This window comes from Marisediminitalea oceani, assembly GCF_003731635.1.
GTDB classification, from domain to species: Bacteria; Pseudomonadota; Gammaproteobacteria; order Enterobacterales; family Alteromonadaceae; genus Alteromonas; species Alteromonas oceani.
In genome coordinates this window covers 58116-75223 of sequence record NZ_RCUA01000065.1, presented here as the reverse complement: position 1 = coordinate 75223, position 17108 = coordinate 58116, and the positions used below count along the sequence as shown (strand labels likewise).

Genomic DNA, 17108 nt, shown 5'->3' with positions numbered 1-17108 from the left:
AATTTACCTCGACTCTATATTAAAAGTGAACTCACCGGTTCACTTTTATTTTTTACTACTAATAAGAAGGACTTCAAGCTCGCGGGCTGGCATTGGCTTAGCGTACAAAAAGCCCTGAGCGTACTCAACTTTGAGCTCCTGACAATAGCGGGACTGCTCAGCGGTTTCTACGCCCTCGGCTACAATAAATAAGTCGAGCTTGTGACCCACATTTACGATTGCTTCCATCAGTGCGCCGTCGTAAGCACTTTCAGGGGCATCTTTCAGGAACGTACGGTCAATTTTAAGATGACTCACCGGGAAGTGTTTCAGATAACTCAGCGATGAATAACCCACACCAAAATCGTCTACCGAGATTTCAACACCTTTTTCACGCTGTTTTTTAAGCTCTTCGAGTGCGTCGCTACCCGCTTTAATGAGGATATTCTCGGTAAGTTCGATACCAATATCCTGAGGTTCGAGCCCGTAACGCGCACGGCAATCATCGAGCCCGGCAAAGTAACCAGGCTCAACCAATTCCCGACCAGACACGTTGATGTCGACCCGAATTTTAATGCCTTGATCACGCCATGCCTTAACCTGCCGACAGGCCTGCTCCATCACCCAGCGACCAATATGCAGGATAAGATCGGTGCGCTCAGCAACCGGAATAAAAACCCCCGGTGAAACACTGGCCACTTCCTGAGAGGGCCGCCAGCGCAATAAGGCTTCACAGGCAGCAATTCTACCCGTGGTTAAATCAAACTGCGGCTGATACACCAATTCAAATTCGTTGTTATTCAGCGACTCGTGTAACTGCGCGGCCAGGGTGCGCTGCTCTTGAAGTTGCAAAGCCAGGGATTCACTGAAAAATTCGTAGCGATTGCGCCCCTTGGCTTTTGCATCGTACATGGCCAAATCCGCGTTTTTGAGCAGATCGCCGGCTTTATCGCCATCCTTAGGATACAGGCTAATGCCCACGCTAAGGGTAATTCGCACACTTTCACCACTCAGCTCAAATGCTTGCTCGAAGCAATCAGTTAGCTTGCCAGCAAGTTCACTGGCACCGGTTTCATTCAGAGCATCGCTCACCACCACAAACTCATCACCGCCAAACCGGGTAATGAGCCCTTTACCGTCAAGGCACTCGTGCAAGCGTTGCGAAACGGCTCGCAACAGCTCATCGCCCCAGGAATGGCCCAGCGTATCATTAACCTCTTTAAACATGTCCAGATCGAGAAAGAAAAGCCCGAAGTTATCACCGGTTTGTTGAGCCTGTTCAATGCGGCTCTGCAGGGTGTTTTCGAGATGACGACGATTGGGCAGACCGGTAAGTAAATCGGTAGACGCCATCTGCTCCAGCTTTTCCCGCGCCGCATGCTGTTCACTCAGGTCAATATCGATGCAAAACATCTCCGGCGAATCAGTATTGGCCTTGAGCATGACATGCGAAGAGAAGACGTGCACGATACTGCCGTCTTTACGTTGCAGTGGTAACTGAGCAGACGGGATTGGGATGCCCTGATCCAGCCACTGTTGGTGCAGCATTAACACTTCATCCCGCATGGCAGGAGGAATAATCAGCTCTTCAAGTTTTTTACCGATGGCCTCTTCACGAGGAAACCCATAAATTTCTTCGCTCGAATCATTCCAGTAGATGACATTTCTGTGCTTGTCGTACCCCTGAATAGACACTTTGGCAAGTGAACAGATAAGATCCAAAAATCTCAGTTCTGCCGCATCATAGGAGTCGCCGAAGTTTGTCATTTCCCGTTTATCTGAAAACATTGTCTTCCTATACAAGCACTAAGCAGTGTTTTGTAAATTTCTTTCATAATCGTACACTTATAGAAAGTTTAGCTCAATTCCAAATAATTACCGTGTTTTCCATAATCGCCAACTAGCCACCAGCGCGTCGGAAAACGACCAGTTCGTTATCCAATAAACTTTCTATTCGCGGTAACAATGCCTCACCCTCAAATAGCATAGGATCCTGCGCAGACTCCACGCCAATCCGGGTATTATTACCAGCCGCTTTAGCGGCATAAAAACAACTATCGGCAATTGCCATTAGAGCTTTAAAACTGATAGTCAGGTCTGGCGCTTGCGTTAATTTATGACAGCTTATACACACTGTTTATCCGACAAACAACTTGTCAGGCGTATTGCTTTACATCTACAGGTATAAAAACTCTTTGGAGACAAAGTGTTAAGTCAATTTTTCCGTCGGTATGCACAGTGATTTGACATGCTGTCGCAAACAGCTGGCACTGCATAGAGAAGATAACAACCGGAAGAGCATGGCCAAAGCCATGCTGTCATCCGGATTACGAATTAATTGTTATGCTGAATTTTGATTAAGCGGCCACCCTCTTTGTCTTCCAGCACATAGATGTTGCCTTTATCATCCTGCTCGACTTCGCGAACCCGTTTCCCCCACTCATAACGCTCTGCCTCTTCGACCTTCCAGGCGCCTTTGTCATCCTTATCAAAAGCCACGCGCACTAAGGCCTTAGAAGACAGCCCGCCAATGAAACCATTGCCGGTCCAGTCGCTGAACATAGTTCCTTTATAAATAATGAACCCAGCCGGACTGATAGCAGGAACCCAGGCCTTTTCTGGCGATTTAAAGATCGGGAAGTCTTCATGGTTGGGAATTTTTGTACCCGAATAATGGTCGCCCTGTGAAACCATGGGATAACCATAGTTGCGGCCTCTTTCAATAATATTAAGCTCATCACCGTGGCGAGGCCCCATTTCATGCGCCCACAGATTGCCCTCGGCATCAAAATCGATACCCAGCGGGTTGCGGTGACCAAGGGTCCATATTTGCCCGGTAACATTGCCGTTGCCGGCAAAAGGATTATCGTCCGGCACACTGCCATCGTCGTTTAAGCGCAGGATTTTACCCAGATTCATTGCCATATTTTGCGCTGGCGTAAATTTTTGCCTTTCACCTGAGGTAATAAACAAGTAACCGTCGGGCGAAAACACCATGCGATGCGAATAGTGCCCGTTACCGGTCACTTTAGGTGACTGGCGCCAGATAATCTCACGGTCTGACAAGCTTGCGCTGTTGTTAGTGATGTTTAGCGTGGCGCGCTCAATCACAGCGCCGCTGAACGCATCGTCTTGTGGGTCGCGCTCAATGTACGACACATAAACGGTATTGTTGGTGGCAAAATCAGGATGGATAATCACATCCCCCAGACCACCCTGTCCTCTTGCGGTAACACTTGGCACGTTATCAACTGAAAACCGCTTTTGCTGATTTTTATCGAGCAGCCAGATGACACCTTCTTTTTCGGTTACCAGACTGTGGCCATCCGGTAAAAATGTCATTGCCCAGGGTTGATCAAACGAGGCCATTACCTGGCCAGTGAGCATTGTGCCCTCGCTGCCTTCCATCTTAACTTGTGCTGACGAGGCACTTTGAGCAAACGCCACAAACGATGTGGTGAGTAGCGTCATAAAAAACAGTAGCTTTTTCCGCGCGGGTATTTTTTGCATAATGAGGCTCCCTACCTAATTCGTTGTTAGCGCACTACTCGTCACACGCTAATGCGACACGCTATTCATAATCATTATAGGTACCTACGTGATTTATCAGGGATAAGCTCAACTTGTTGCCAATTCAGCAAGTTGATTACTACTAAAGCCACGCTGGATAATGTTATATATCCTCATCTTCTCGCCACCGGGCAAAATACTGCACCAGAAAATCAATGGCCATACGGGTCCGCAGGGGCATAAAGCGCCTGTTCTGATAAACAATCCAGCTACTTGAGCCGCTTCCCCAATAGGGTTGTAGTATCGGGGTCACGCGGCCGCCTTTCACTGCTTCGGTAAACGTGCTTTTGGGCATGTAGGCTATGCCCAGCCCCTGCTCACAAGCTTGCAACACAGCATTAGCGTTATTGCTTCGCCAGCGCCCTTTTACTTTTACACTTTCCGGTACGCCATTATGGATGAACTTCCAGGTATCATTATTGGTAACAATACAACTATGATTTTTTAAATCGCCCGGCTGGTTCGGCTCACCATATTGTTGAAGGTAATCATGGGCGGCTACTGCCATCATTGGCCGGTTAACCAGTTTACGAGCGATCAGGCTCGAATCGGAGAGCTCACCATAGCGAATGGCAAAATCAATGCCGTCTTCAACAAAGTTAACCATGCGACTGTTAAAGTCCATATCAATGGTTAACTCAGGGTGGGCCTGAGCAAAACTCATCAGCGCCGGGGCCACATAGTGTTCGGCAAAGCCACCAGCCGCACTTACTCGTAAAGTACCGGTAAGATTAATTTGCTGTAGATTCACCAGCTCATTAGCTTGCTGTAAGCCGGTGAGCAGATCTTTAACCTGCTGATAATACACCGCGCCAGTGTCAGTCAAACTCACCAGCCGGGTGGTACGTGAAAGTAAAACACACCCCAGGCGCTCCTCCAGTCTGGCCAGCTGACGACTCACATGGCTGGTGCTACAACCGAGCTGTTTGGCCGCGGCTGAAAAACCTCTGCTCTCAGCTACCGCTATAAATTCGACGATCCCTTCAAAACTATCCAAAGCACTGCCTCTATTATTGCTGTACAACAACAGTATTTCCAAAAATTAGCATATTATCATTCAATGAGGGACGTTTTATAGTGATTGCAAATGAACAATGAAACTGACTATGAGGAACTTTCATGAAAAAAATACTTATCCCTGTAACTAATCACGCTACGCTTGGCACCACCGACCAGGCCAACGGCACCTTTTCACCCGAGATCACCCATGCAATTCACGTGTTTACCCAACATGGATTTGATTATGACATTGCCTCAATAGCAGGCGGCCAGGTGCCTGTTTACGGTACCGACATTGAGGGCGATGAGGTTAACCAACAGGTATTAGCCAGCGAAAATTTTAAAAACCGTACGAATAGCAGCCTACCGGTTTCCGAGGTAAACATCGACGATTACGATGCCATTTTTTACCCTGGTGGTTTTGGACTGCTGAGCGATTTAGCCAGCAATCAAGACTTTGCCAAGCTGGCCGCAACTCACTACGAAAAAGGCGGATTAATTGGCGCGGTTTGCCACGGCCCTGCAGCTTTATTGCCCATTACATTGAGCTCAGGCGAAGCTCTTCTGGCGAATAAATCAGTCACAAGTTTTACGCGTGAAGAAGAAGTCGACTACGGCACAATTAATGACATTCCGTTTTTGCTGGAAGAGGCACTGGCCCGCAAAGCGACACGATTCAACAAAGTACAGCCATGGCAGGAATTCGTGGTAGAAGACGACCGTGTTATCACCGGCCAGAACCCGGCAAGCGCTCACAGTGTGGCTACAGCCATGGTGAAGCAACTCGGTTCTTAAGCCATTTTGTTTATAAAGAGCCCCCCGGATAATTGGGGAGCTCTGGTCAGCGGAGCGTAACTAAAAAATGTGCCCAAATGCTCTGCAGACAAACTCAATATATGGCAGCGATAGTTTGCAGAGCAAATACGTTCCCTGAAGCAGGCACAAAAGCCATGCGATAACTCACAGAGGCCGCTTGCAAGTGGAGAAAGCGTTCATCATGTATTAGTAAGTAAAAAAGTGTTGTTATCGCCAGATGACTACCAATAAAAGTATCGACAAAGGAATACTGGTGAGTCCAAACAGGATTAAAATCCCTAAGCGCCATCGTTTCGATACTGTACCGATGAGCCGTTGTCTGCGTAATTTAACGTCGGGCCTCAGGCGGTGCAAGACTGAGTCGAGTTGATGCGAGATCAAGATAGAGGTAAAACCATTTTTACTAAATTTCTCAATGTCTTCTTCAGAAATATCAGGAAAGAAAGGGCTGCCCTGTGGGTCAAACCCAATAAAATAGGTGGCAGATTCCAGCGGTGGTAATTCACTGCCAAAAATGCGCTTAAATTGCTCGTTGAAATCCCAGTAAATATGCTCGTAATTGGATTTGTTACTGATACGCATTACATCGGGTAAACAGAGCAATATAGATTGCGGCGGTAACAGTTTACGGGCTTGCTCAAACTCCCAGGTGATACCATCAGACTCCCCTACAATTAATACTGCCAAAGTTGCCGTACGAAGAAATTCAGTGACTCGTGTCTGCCAGTCATCAACACTGACATATTCTCGATAAGCTCCACCATGGTGTGTACCCGCAAAGCGGCCTTTTGCGCTTGGATCAGCTATCGAGATCAAGGGGCCCAGTGCGTTTAAAGGGGTCAGTAATTCTTCAAAACGGGTGCTTCTTGTTCCACTTGGGTCTATAAATATTTCTTCCTGGTCTTCAACAAAGTGCAGATCTTTTTCGAATGGTCGCAAGAAAATAACGGGCGGCCGGGTGTCTTTTTCCAGCACTTCTTTTACGGTGGGGGCGAGCAATGATTCGCCGTAACTGTATAGCAGTATCCCTACGCCAAAAAGCAACACGCTCACCACAACGCCTATGAGAACATAATCACCCATAATTGCCAGTAAAAACACACTCAGTGTGAGTGGTATCAACAATACTGAAGCGGAATATGCAACCCAGCCTTTTGTTCGCGGCGTTAGCGAGCGACACAGACTCACTATGGCTGATCTTTTTTAGCTGGAGACTTTACATAGCTATTCCAATTACTGTTTTCTTTTGAAATTAACCCCTCAATCTTTATAACAAACTCAGTAAAGGCCTCGACAGTGTGATAAGGCTCGCAGCCTGTCAGATACAAGAATTTCTGATGCTTAAGGGTTTCGCAAGTCGTTCTGTATTCCAGCCAGTTTTCCTGATACTTATTCAGGCTTATCAGCGCTGACAGTACGGCTATCAGCCCACCTAATATTGCAATTATAATAATGGTTGCGGGGTGCTCAGGCGCTATCCCGGCAATCACAGGAATAGAAGACGCTGCCACCACTTCGATTCCTCGTAGCCGTTTAAACCAACTTTGAGCCCGCTGACTCTTGTTGTCATACCAAGCTATTTGAGCATCGAGCCTGGTGGAAATGTATTCCTCTTCATTCATTTGCAAAGCCCCGTGCTTTAAAAGATTATTCACCAGACAAGTAATCGCCTGTTTGAAGTCGACACCAATAAAGAGACAACACTACCGGGCCATAAAAGTTGAAATCAGTATAAATAGTAATCAACCAATCGACTAGCTCAATTTTTCTGTGTTGAAAAATAACTGGATTTAATCGTTGTGAGATACAGCGTTACAATCAATTAAGGCAATATACAACGGCGGTCTACGCCACTTATTCTTTGCGTTTTTCATGCGAAGCCACACTGTTCATATCAATGTTGGTCGTTTGAGGCATACCAAGATTCATTTGCTGCTTAACCTCATCGAAATGGACCAGATAGTCCCAATACCAGCGTGCTTTTTACGGTAGAGAGGTGTCTTTTGGTAGTCCTACAGAATCTTCTGATGTGAATATTGACACTGTAGATGGTCGTACTGCTTTAAATTCTGGCAAAGGTCAGTGCCTGCATATAAACACAATGATTCGTTTGTTAACGTAAATACCGTATTGAAGAGGCAACAAAAAAGCGAGCATCACTTCCGTAATACTCGCTTTTCATGGGCCAGTCACCTAGTTCCCAACTAGATTAGGCCTGTTCCCAACTTCAATTGTCATAATCACGAACTTAATTACTGTCACAAACTTAATTGCGCTAGTCACAAACTTAATTCCCGACTGACATCTCTGTCTTACGCTAATAAAGTTTGTGAGTCGGGTGTCTAATTTATAAGGCTTTCTTGAGGCCGAAAATTGAATAGAGTTTGTGACTATCCCAATAACTCAAAAGGTTTTGACCCAACTTATTTTAATAAAGTTTGTGAATCATGGCAGGTTAAAGGCTTCTCTTATGTTGCAAAGAGGAGCCTCTTGTTCATCAAAAATCGTTTTTATCTTTAACCGCTATAACTTGACCGTTTTTAGCAATTTGGAAATAAAGCTTATTTTCATTGCTAGGATTAGACGCACTAACAACGTAAAAATTGTCTTCAACATTAGCAATCGAAAGTTGAGATTTATCAATATTCTTCCATGACTCATCTAACTTACCAACTTCAAAACCCGCGTCTTTAAATGTCATCTTTTTGATCAAGGTGGCAGAAATGCTAATTGCTTTCTGACCGCTGATAACCCCATGATCACCATGAGCTTGTACGTTACCAGTAAGCAAGGCACCACAAAGTGCAACAATTGATATTAGTTTGTTCATTTTAGTTCCCATTAGATATCTGATATTAAGTTTCAAGTCGTTATTGTTTAAGGCCAATAACTTCATATTGCCCTTTAACCAGTAGCTGTATAGAAACAGACTTATCTGATTTGTTTTTCCAGTACCAACCATGAGAGCCAGTAAATGGCGTGGTATAGCTGCCTTTCATTTCATTAGCTGTAGCAATGGTGTAGCTTTCAAAATATCCCGTTGTGTCGCCTTCAGGCTCACCATGTAAATCGAAGTACAATGAAGCACCATCGGTTAACCATTCATAGGTCATTTTTTCATGCTGTTTCATATAGAATTTATATTCAATGCCACGTCCCGCTGGAACGGTCACTTCTATTGTTTGAAACTCATCGGTGCCTTTAGTCGTCTCTAATGACGTTGTTTCCATTTCAGCCGCTTGTGCAAGTGCTGTTAAACCTAACTTGCCACCGAGACCTGTCGGATCGATGTTGTACTCTGCTGGTAAGATAAAGGTAACCAGAGTAATAGCCGCGACGACGACTGCTGAGATACTCGCTTTAACGAGTGTTTTGGTACTAACTGTATGTTGCATAAGATTCTCTTTTTGTTTTCTCTAATTTGTCGCGTATTTCTATTGATTGAATCAATTAAATAACGAAATAACCTGTAAGTTGATAGCCCATCAACATCACACCAGCGCTCATTAATGCGCCATTGGTAATTGTTGAAAATCGTTGGAATGACGGTAATTTTCGCCACGCATTTATCAAAATAAGTATCAGTGCAAGTGCCGCAAATTGACCAAGCTCGACACCAATATTAAACGCAATTAAATTGGTCACTAAGCCATCATCCGGAAGGCTGAATTCTTGTAACTTGGTTGCTAAACCAAAGCCATGAAACAGACCAAAAATCAGCACCGCCCATTGGGTATTAGGTTGCCAATTAAAGCAACGCTTAAAGCCACCTAGATTATCGAAGCCCTTATAAATTACAGAAAAACCGATAATGGCATCAATTAAATAAGCATTAACTTGAATATCGCTTAACACGCCAAATAGCAATGTTGTGCTATGTCCGATAGTAAACATAGTGACGTACAAAAGTACGTCACGGCTGCGATATAAGAAGAAGATAACACCGACTAAAAACAACAAATGGTCATAGCCCGTTATCATATGCTTAGCGCCTATGTATAAGAATGGAATAAACTGAACACCCGTATTTTGCTCTAAAAACGCTCTGGTTTTGTCATCAACTCCGTGAGCCAAAGCTTCAACACTGATAAGCGCTAACAGCGCAATCGTCAGATAGGTCAGTACTTTAATCATGTTACTTGGCATCTTGTGACTCCAATACTTCAACATCAGTCAAAATAGACTCCTTTTCTTTATGTAAAATTCTATACAAGGCAGGAATGACAAACAGGGTCAAAATCGTTGACGAAATAATGCCGCCAATGACCACTGTTGCTAGAGGCCGCTGAACCTCTGAGCCTATGCCCGTATTTAGCGCCATAGGAATAAAACCTAATGATGCAACGAGTGCCGTTGTTAACACAGGTCGAAGACGCGTCAGCGCACCGTCAAAGATTGCTTTATCAAGTGCCAGCCCATCTTTGCGCAGCTCTCTAATAAACGACACCATAACCAGTCCATTTAAGATGGCGATGCCCGATAAGGCAATAAAGCCAACCGCTGCCGAAATTGAGAATGGAATATCACGTAGTAACAGCGCTGCAATACCACCAGTTAATGCGAGCGGAACCCCCGTAAAGATGATCATGGCATCTTTAAATGAGTTAAGTGCGAGGATTAACAAACCAACAATCATGATTAAAGTGACAGGTACAACAATACTCAGGCGCTCTGAAGCGGATTGCAGTTTTTGATAAGTGCCGCCATATTCCACCCAGTAGCCTGCTGGAACTTCTACGTTTTCTTCAATAACCGTTTTAATATCACCAACGAAACTTCCTAAGTCTCTTCCGCGAACATTGGCAGTTACCACCACTCTCCGTTTACCATTTTCACGGTTAATTTGGTTTGCACCAGATATCAACTCAATATCAACTAATTCTTTAAGCGGTACTGAATGTCCATCAGCCAAAGTTATCGGTAAATAAGGTAATGAATCGATATCATTACGTTTAGACTCTGCAAGACGCACTACAATATCAGAACGGACATCGCCTTGATAAAACTTACCTGCGATTGTACCGCCCATAGCCGTTGCCACTTGAGACTGTACTTGGCTGATGTTAATGCCAAACTGCATCAGTTTTTCACGGTTTGGTACAAGATTAAGCATAGGTAACCCAGTAGTTTGCTCAACTTGTATATCTACGGCACCTTCAACCTGAGAGATTGCACCCTCTATCTCATCGCCTAACGTGGTCAACGTATCAAAGTCATCACCAAACACTTTTATCGCAAGTTCAGCTCTGACCCCTGCCAATAATTCGTTGAAACGCATTTGTATTGGCTGTAAAAACTCATAGCGGTTACCCGGAATTGGCTCTACTAGCGCGGCTAGCTCTTCTACGATTTGTACTTTAGTTTTGTCAGGATCAGGCCATAACTCGCGAGGTTTCAAGATAATAAAGTTATCAGCGACACTTGGCGGCACGGCATCGGTTGCAACATCGGCCGTTCCTATTTTGGCAAAAACGCGCTCAACTTCTGGCATTTGTTTAATTTTATATTCTAAGGATTCCTGAAGCGCGATTGCTTGAGACAGTGATGTACCCGGAATCCGCAGCGCGTGCATGGCAATATCACCTTCATCCAAATTAGGCGCAAATTCACTACCTAGCTTAGTTGCCTGATAACCTGACAAACCCACTAATACTGTTGCGACTACAACAACTAACCAGCGGGCTTTTAATACCCAGCTCAAAGCGGGCTTGTAAAGAACAGCAGCACCACGAATTATTGGGCTATGTTTTTCTTTCACAGGCTTTTTAAATAACAAGGCAACCATAGCGGGCACAAAGGTAACCGATAACACCATAGCGCTAAGTAAAGCGATAACCACGGTGATCGCCATCGGGTGGAACATTTTGCCTTCAACACCTTCTAAGGCAAAAATTGGTAAGTAAACAGCGGTGATAATAAACACGCCAAATAGCGCTGGGCGTATGACTTCTTTTGTTGCTTCGAACACGAGTTCCATACGTTCTTTTAGCGGCAGAGGATTGTTTCCTGCTTGACTTAGCCTGCGAAGACAATTTTCTACGATAATGATGGCACCATCGACTAACAAACCAAAATCTAACGCGCCTAAACTCATCAGGTTTGCACTCACACGAGTTTGTATCATACCTGTCACTGTCATTAACATGGCAAAAGGGATCACTAAGGCAGTTAAGAATGCGGCTCTGAAGTTACCTAAAAGAACAAAGAGTACAACGATTACCAGTATCGCCCCTTCGGTCAGGTTAAGTTGAACTGTTTTGAGGGTTTTATCTACTAATTTAGTACGGTCATAAACAGCAGTTGCGACAATACCTTCTGGCAAAGTGGCGTTAATTTCCTTGAGCTTTTCTCCCACTGCATGGGCAACGGTGCGGCTGTTTTCACCAATAAGCATGAACACAGTACTCATTACCACTTCACGACCATTTTGTGTAGCAGCGCCAGTTCTTAGCCCTTTGCCGTTTTCAATATCGGCTACGTCTTTTATATAAATTGATGAACCATCAACCGACTTAAGCGGAATATTACCAATGGCAGTCATATCAGTAACCTGACCGGGCAGCCTTAACAACCACTGTGCGCCATTTTGCTCAATAAAGCCTACACCTTGGTTTTGGTTGTTTTGCGAAATTGCATCAACCACATCGGCTTGTGACAGCCCAAAAGCAAGTAACTTTTCAGGTTTGAAAGCGACTAATATTTCACGCTCAAATCCCCCTATCGGGTTCACTTCTACTACACCCGGAACCCGCATTAACTGTGGTCTTATTGTCCAGTCATGTACGGTGCGTAAATCCGTTGGTGTTATAGGCGTGCCATCAGCATGTGTAGCATCAGGCTCAGCATCAACGGTGAACATGAATATTTCACCAAGACCTGTCGCAATTGGCCCAAGTTGAGGCTCTAAGCCCAGCGGTAATTCAGCGCGTGCCGCTGATAAACGCTCATTAACAAGCTGACGGGCAAAATAGACATCAGTATCATCACTGAATATTGCAACCACTTGAGATAGGCCATAACGAGAAACTGAGCGGGTATAGGTCAACCCCGGTAAACCCGACAACGCGGTCTCTAACGGAAAGGTTACCCTTTGCTCAACTTCTAACGGAGTAAAACCAGCCGCTTCGGTATTGATCATTACCTGCACATTGGTGATATCGGGCACTGCATCAATCGGTAGTTTGGTAAAATTCCAAATACCTAGACCTGAAACCGCTAACACCATCACCATCACAAGGAATTTGCGCTTTATTGAAAAGCGTAAAATTGACTCCAACATTGTTACACTCCTAGTGATCGTGTGATGCGCCAGACTTTTCAATGTCGGCTTTTAAGATGTAGCTATTGTCGGTCACGTATTCGGTTCCCGCTTTTAAGCCACCTAATACTTCAATCCATTCGCCTCCAGCGCGGCCTAACTCAAGCATACGAACTTCATACTGCTCACCCACTTTGGCGTAAACGACAGTAAAATCTCTAAAGCCTTGCAAGCCCACACGTTTAACTGCCAGTGGCACATCAATAGTGGCAATTTCTATGTCAGCTTTAACAAAACTGCCTTCAGAAAAGAGGCCATCAGCTAATTCGACCCAAACTATTCTTGCCTGATCATCTCTCACGCTAGGCTCAATAAATGACACCTTACCAGCTAGGGTTTCCTCATGACCTTCAACGTTTAACGTTACTGGCGTTTCCAGTTTCACCTTGGAATAATCCGAAGGATAAACCGCTAATTTGGCAATATGGCGATTAAAATTAGTAATGGTCAGTAAGGTTCTACCACCCGTTTGCTCACCCGCGTTTGCGAATAACTGGGTAACAACACCGTTAGTGGGCGATTTAATAACGTAGGGTTTAAGACTTTCATTACTCTCTACTGTGAACAGCGTTTGGCCTTGTTTAACAGTTTCACCGTAATTGACATGTAACTTGGTGATTTCACCATCAAAACGGGCAGCAATGTTTCGCTTAGCGTCCACAGGTAAACTTAATTTGCCATAAGCGGGAATGGTTTGATGAATGGTCGCAGGGCCTGCAATTTCAGTGTTGATTTCCATTGCATCGGCAACTGCCTGTTCAATCGTGGTGCGACCTTCGAAGTTGTCATATCGCCAATTGTACTTTTTACCCTGATAAGTGGCTTCAATGGCAACAACAAAAGAGTGAGGCTCATAAATGACCATATCACCGCGAAGAAAATCACCTTGGGCATTAAAGTTAATATCATCAGTACCATCGCCTAAGCGAATTAATTTTACGTTTAAATCGACTTTCTTTGGATCGATAGGCTGTCCATCATTAGTCGCCCAAACTCGAAATTCTGGTGGCACACCTGTTTCAAAAATAGATAGCTCTATTGCAAAGTCACCATATCGTAACATGCGCCCACGGTGTGGACCTTTCTCTGGTTCAGCTTGCTCTGTTGCTGGTGTTGATGATGCAACAGCATTAGGTGCGATGACACCTGTTAATGAGATAAGTATCGCCAAGCTCAGTGACAACAGGATATTTTTATTTTTCATAAGTTTGCTCACGGTTCTACTCGCTATCACTAACGGACACGCCAGTTAGACGTTGAATTTCAATATGTTGTAAGTGCAAAGATTGATATGCATCAAGTAACTGATTTTGGGCGCTAAGTAGCTCTCTACGGATATTACTCCACTGGTTGTAGCTAAGCTTGCCGATATCAAATGCCTGACTTGCTTCAGTCAATGCGGTTTCTAGTACGGGAATAATTTCAGCTTGAATCGTTTCAATGACATGGTGGGAATGCGCCATTTCTTGCAATAGTACATATAGCTGTGCATCAAGTTTCTGCATTAAGGCTTGTTGCTGAGTTGCCAGTACATCTTGTTTTGCGCGTAAGGCCGCTATTGTTCCTGCATTTCTATTGGCATTCCCCCAAGGAATAGAGATACCCGCCACTAAACCAAAGTCATCTGTCGCTTCATATCGTTTCAATCCCGCAGTGAGTTGCCACTGAGGTTTTGCTTCAATGCGTGCAAGCTCCATTTGAGACTGAGCGATACGTTGTTCATTAACAAACTGCTGTATTTGTGGGATTTCCTTAAGCTTGATTAGCTGGCTTTCTACCGAGGGAATTTCCGGCTTAAGCATTAAATTCCCCGTTAATTTAAGCTCAGCCTGAGGCTTGCCCCATAAGGATGACAGTTGATAATGACTGGCTTTTAATTCGTGCTCTAAATCTTCTACAGCGAGATTTCTTCGAACCAGCTCGGCTTGAGCCAAGCGCATTTCAACATTGGAACTTTTACCCGCTTTTACTCTTTTGGCAATCGCGTCAACCACTTCCTGTGCCTGAGAAACTGCTAATTGATTTAATTTCAAGCGCTCTTGCTTTATCAAGATTTCAACAAACTGCTTTGCAACAATCGCAGAAAGATCGAGTGCTTTTATTTTTTGCTCTACTATTACTGCACTTGCTTGGCTTTTTGCCGCATTAACTCTGCCATCAATTTGATCTTGTTGAAGTAGCCAAGAGTAAGTGAGTGTCGATTGCATACTTTTTAATGCACTATGCTCACCTGTCCCTAACGCATCCTCAATCATTAAACCTATTTGAGGGCGTTCTCCAATGGCAGCTTGCTCGATATTGCCTTGCCACACAGCTTCTTCAGCTACCAAGGCTTTCAGTTCGGGATGACTTTCCAGAGTCATGGTCACAGCCTTGCTCAGATTAATAATCTGATGTGATGACTGTATTTGCTGCTGGGACTGCGAATTAGCCAAAGAGGGGGTTGGTATTGCTAAACCAACTCCCGTTGTTACAGCTATACCAATAGCCAAAAACCGATAGCTAATCGGTTTTTGGCTGTTGCCATTACGCTTGTTTTTATATGGGTTAAATCTCATTCCATATCCTTAATTAATGGATGAAAAAAGTTTCGATAAAGTGATGGAAACTATCGACCGTGGATGCAGCAAATACAGGCATAGTTACCAATAATGCTAGAGTAATGAAGATAGTGGTAAGTGATGGTTTATTAATTGGATTTAATAACCGCTCAACACGAAGACTGGTGTGATCATGTCCGAAGTAGCTAACAGGAGCCTGATCGTAATCCGTAGGAAGTGCCTTTTGAAGCCTAGCGACGTCAATCAATGTCTGTGCGACATCAAGGTGGTCGTATTCTTTAGAGACCTCATTATCGGCTATCTTTTCCGTCATTAAGACATATTGCTCAATTAGGGTTTGTTTTATACGTGATGGATAGAAGCTGGCTAGTGCCGTGAAGAGCACTTTAAATAACGGATCTCTTGCCGTTACATGGGCAAGCTCATGATTAACGATGATATTAAGTTGTTCATCGCTAACTTGGGTTTGTAGTCCGGTTGATACGTAGATCTTGGGCGATATAAAGCCTGTAGTAAAAGCAACAGGTACTTTAACAGGCATCAAGAAATATTGATTGCCATTAGTCGTCTTAGCATCTTGTGCGTCAGAAAAGCTTAGCAAACTCGATAATGCGATAGATTGTTTGGTCCTAGCTAAGATAGTCTTTGCTACGCGCCATGCTAAATAGATCAATGCCAAAAGCAATGTTAACGCGTGCCAACTTGAAAAGCTGAAAATATCGATATGGTGCCAATGGGCAAAATCTTCGAACCAGCTTATTTTAAAAATTTTATCAAGCCCTATCGAGTAGGGCATAAAGTAACCGATGCAAGAAAGTGCTATCCACCAAGGCGCACTAACAAGAGACCACATTATAAATTTTTGACTATTAAAACTGACTTGATTGAGCCTGAACAACACAAAACGAGATACGACAGCTACACTTGCAATACCGATCACAAATGCAAGCACTGCAACACTGAGCAAGTTTAGTGCGATTGCCATATCTCCAACTAACATAATTAAGCCTGTTCCTTTCTCAACTGGCGCTGTTTTTCGATCATTTTTTCTAATGTATCGAGTTGTGCGTCATTAAGTTGTGCTGAAGCGGAACTAAAAGCGGCTATTAAGCTGTTTTCACCATCTTCAACAAAGTCACTGGTCACATTTGAAATAAGCTGAGCAATTAAACCTTCACGATCTACTCTGGCTGAATAACAATACGCATGGCCTTGTTTAGTTCGCTTAAGTAACTCTTTTTTAAATAACCTATCAAGCGTACTTTGAATGGTATTTAACGAATTACCACGTGCAAGCCCCAGTACTTTATGTACTTGCTTTGCGTCCGCCTCTTTGACATTCCAGAAATGTTGAAGCACTAACTTTTCTAGTTCACCTAACTGCATAACACTTTACTCTATTTAATTCGCTGGCTATATTGTCACAACAAAAACCGATAGGCAATCGGTTTTTAGATTTAAGGGTATTATATGGGTTGGCTAATAACTAAGTATTTGATCACCTCTACGGTCATTGTCGTGGCATCAGAGCTAGCAAAACGAAATGATAAACTAGGCGCACTGATAGTGGCATTACCGACAGTCACCATTTTAACCATGATTTGGTTATATGTTGAAAAGCAGCCGTCAGAGAAAATAGCCAATCATGCTTGGTACACCTTTTGGTATGTTCTTCCGACGTTACCAATGTTTTTTATTTTCCCCACGCTGATGCAACGCTACAGTTTTTGGGTATCGTTACTCATCAGCTCAATAGTAACGATAATTTGTTTTTGGCTGTTTTCGTTATTGCTGAAACAATTTGGAATAAATTTGCTTCCTTAATTACATACAATAAGCTCCGAAATTAGCAAAGAAGCATAGAG

16 protein-coding genes are annotated in these 17108 nt (G+C 44.0%); 2 read left to right on the top strand and 14 right to left on the bottom strand.

Annotated elements, in window-relative coordinates; translation table 11 throughout:
• Positions 1-45: 45 nt before the first annotated feature.
• The 4 genes from D9T21_RS16490 to D9T21_RS16475 all read right to left on the bottom strand — a co-directional run bounded on the left by D9T21_RS16490 (position 46) and on the right by D9T21_RS16475 (position 4546).
• Complete coding sequence (locus D9T21_RS16490; RefSeq protein ID WP_123326104.1) at positions 46-1767, bottom strand: putative bifunctional diguanylate cyclase/phosphodiesterase; 1722 nt, start codon at positions 1765-1767, stop codon at positions 46-48.
• Positions 1768-1879: 112 nt separating this feature from the next.
• Positions 1880-2050: a hypothetical protein gene (locus tag D9T21_RS16485; RefSeq protein WP_164464722.1), complete on the bottom strand. Its 171-nt coding sequence runs from the start codon at positions 2048-2050 to the stop codon at positions 1880-1882.
• Positions 2051-2313: 263 nt separating this feature from the next.
• Positions 2314-3489, bottom strand: coding sequence for a PQQ-dependent sugar dehydrogenase (locus D9T21_RS16480; protein WP_123326100.1), 1176 nt, complete (start codon positions 3487-3489; stop codon positions 2314-2316).
• 163 nt (positions 3490-3652) lie between these two features.
• Complete coding sequence (locus D9T21_RS16475) at positions 3653-4546, bottom strand: LysR family transcriptional regulator (protein ID WP_123326098.1); 894 nt, start codon at positions 4544-4546, stop codon at positions 3653-3655.
• Positions 4547-4668: 122 nt separating this feature from the next.
• Between D9T21_RS16475 and D9T21_RS16470 the strand changes: the two genes are divergently transcribed.
• Positions 4669-5343 (top strand): type 1 glutamine amidotransferase domain-containing protein, encoded by a 675-nt coding sequence (locus tag D9T21_RS16470; protein WP_123326096.1) that lies wholly within the window; start codon positions 4669-4671, stop codon positions 5341-5343.
• A 228-nt stretch (positions 5344-5571) separates the two neighbouring features.
• Here D9T21_RS16470 and D9T21_RS16465 read toward each other — a convergent pair whose 3' ends face one another.
• The 10 genes from D9T21_RS16465 to D9T21_RS16420 all read right to left on the bottom strand — a co-directional run bounded on the left by D9T21_RS16465 (position 5572) and on the right by D9T21_RS16420 (position 16629).
• Positions 5572-6552 carry a hypothetical protein gene (locus D9T21_RS16465; protein ID WP_164464721.1) on the bottom strand — a complete coding sequence of 327 codons (981 nt, stop codon included), beginning with the start codon at positions 6550-6552 and terminating at the stop codon, positions 5572-5574.
• Positions 6552-6986 carry a DUF4231 domain-containing protein gene (locus D9T21_RS16460; RefSeq protein ID WP_164464720.1) on the bottom strand — a complete coding sequence of 145 codons (435 nt, stop codon included), beginning with the start codon at positions 6984-6986 and terminating at the stop codon, positions 6552-6554. Before D9T21_RS16460 ends, D9T21_RS16465 begins: the two co-directional genes overlap by 1 nt.
• 875 nt (positions 6987-7861) lie before the next feature.
• Positions 7862-8194, bottom strand: a complete 333-nt coding sequence (locus D9T21_RS16455; RefSeq protein ID WP_123326090.1) for a DUF6488 family protein — start codon at positions 8192-8194, stop codon at positions 7862-7864.
• A 40-nt stretch (positions 8195-8234) separates the two neighbouring features.
• On the bottom strand, positions 8235-8759 hold the full coding sequence (locus D9T21_RS16450) for a hypothetical protein (protein ID WP_123326088.1): 525 nt from the start codon (positions 8757-8759) through the stop codon (positions 8235-8237).
• Between the two features lie 55 nt (positions 8760-8814).
• On the bottom strand, positions 8815-9498 hold the full coding sequence (locus D9T21_RS16445) for a HupE/UreJ family protein (protein ID WP_370626083.1): 684 nt from the start codon (positions 9496-9498) through the stop codon (positions 8815-8817).
• A gap of 1 nt (position 9499) precedes the next feature.
• Positions 9500-12643 carry an efflux RND transporter permease subunit gene (locus D9T21_RS16440; RefSeq protein ID WP_123326084.1) on the bottom strand — a complete coding sequence of 1048 codons (3144 nt, stop codon included), beginning with the start codon at positions 12641-12643 and terminating at the stop codon, positions 9500-9502.
• A 10-nt stretch (positions 12644-12653) separates the two neighbouring features.
• The gene (locus tag D9T21_RS16435) at positions 12654-13886 is read right to left on the bottom strand and encodes an efflux RND transporter periplasmic adaptor subunit (protein WP_123326082.1); all 1233 of its coding nucleotides are present in this window, start codon (positions 13884-13886) and stop codon (positions 12654-12656) included.
• 16 nt (positions 13887-13902) lie between these two features.
• On the bottom strand, positions 13903-15240 hold the full coding sequence (locus D9T21_RS16430; RefSeq protein ID WP_206427291.1) for a TolC family protein: 1338 nt from the start codon (positions 15238-15240) through the stop codon (positions 13903-13905).
• Positions 15241-15253: 13 nt separating this feature from the next.
• Complete coding sequence (locus D9T21_RS16425; protein WP_123326080.1) at positions 15254-16243, bottom strand: M56 family metallopeptidase; 990 nt, start codon at positions 16241-16243, stop codon at positions 15254-15256.
• A 2-nt stretch (positions 16244-16245) separates the two neighbouring features.
• Entirely contained in the window at positions 16246-16629 is a 384-nt protein-coding gene (locus D9T21_RS16420; protein WP_064663795.1) for a BlaI/MecI/CopY family transcriptional regulator, read from the bottom strand.
• Positions 16630-16713: 84 nt separating this feature from the next.
• On the opposite strand from D9T21_RS16420, the gene D9T21_RS16415 reads away from it, so the two are divergent.
• On the top strand, positions 16714-17067 hold the full coding sequence (locus D9T21_RS16415) for a DUF3147 family protein (protein ID WP_123326078.1): 354 nt from the start codon (positions 16714-16716) through the stop codon (positions 17065-17067).
• Positions 17068-17108 lie beyond the last annotated feature (41 nt).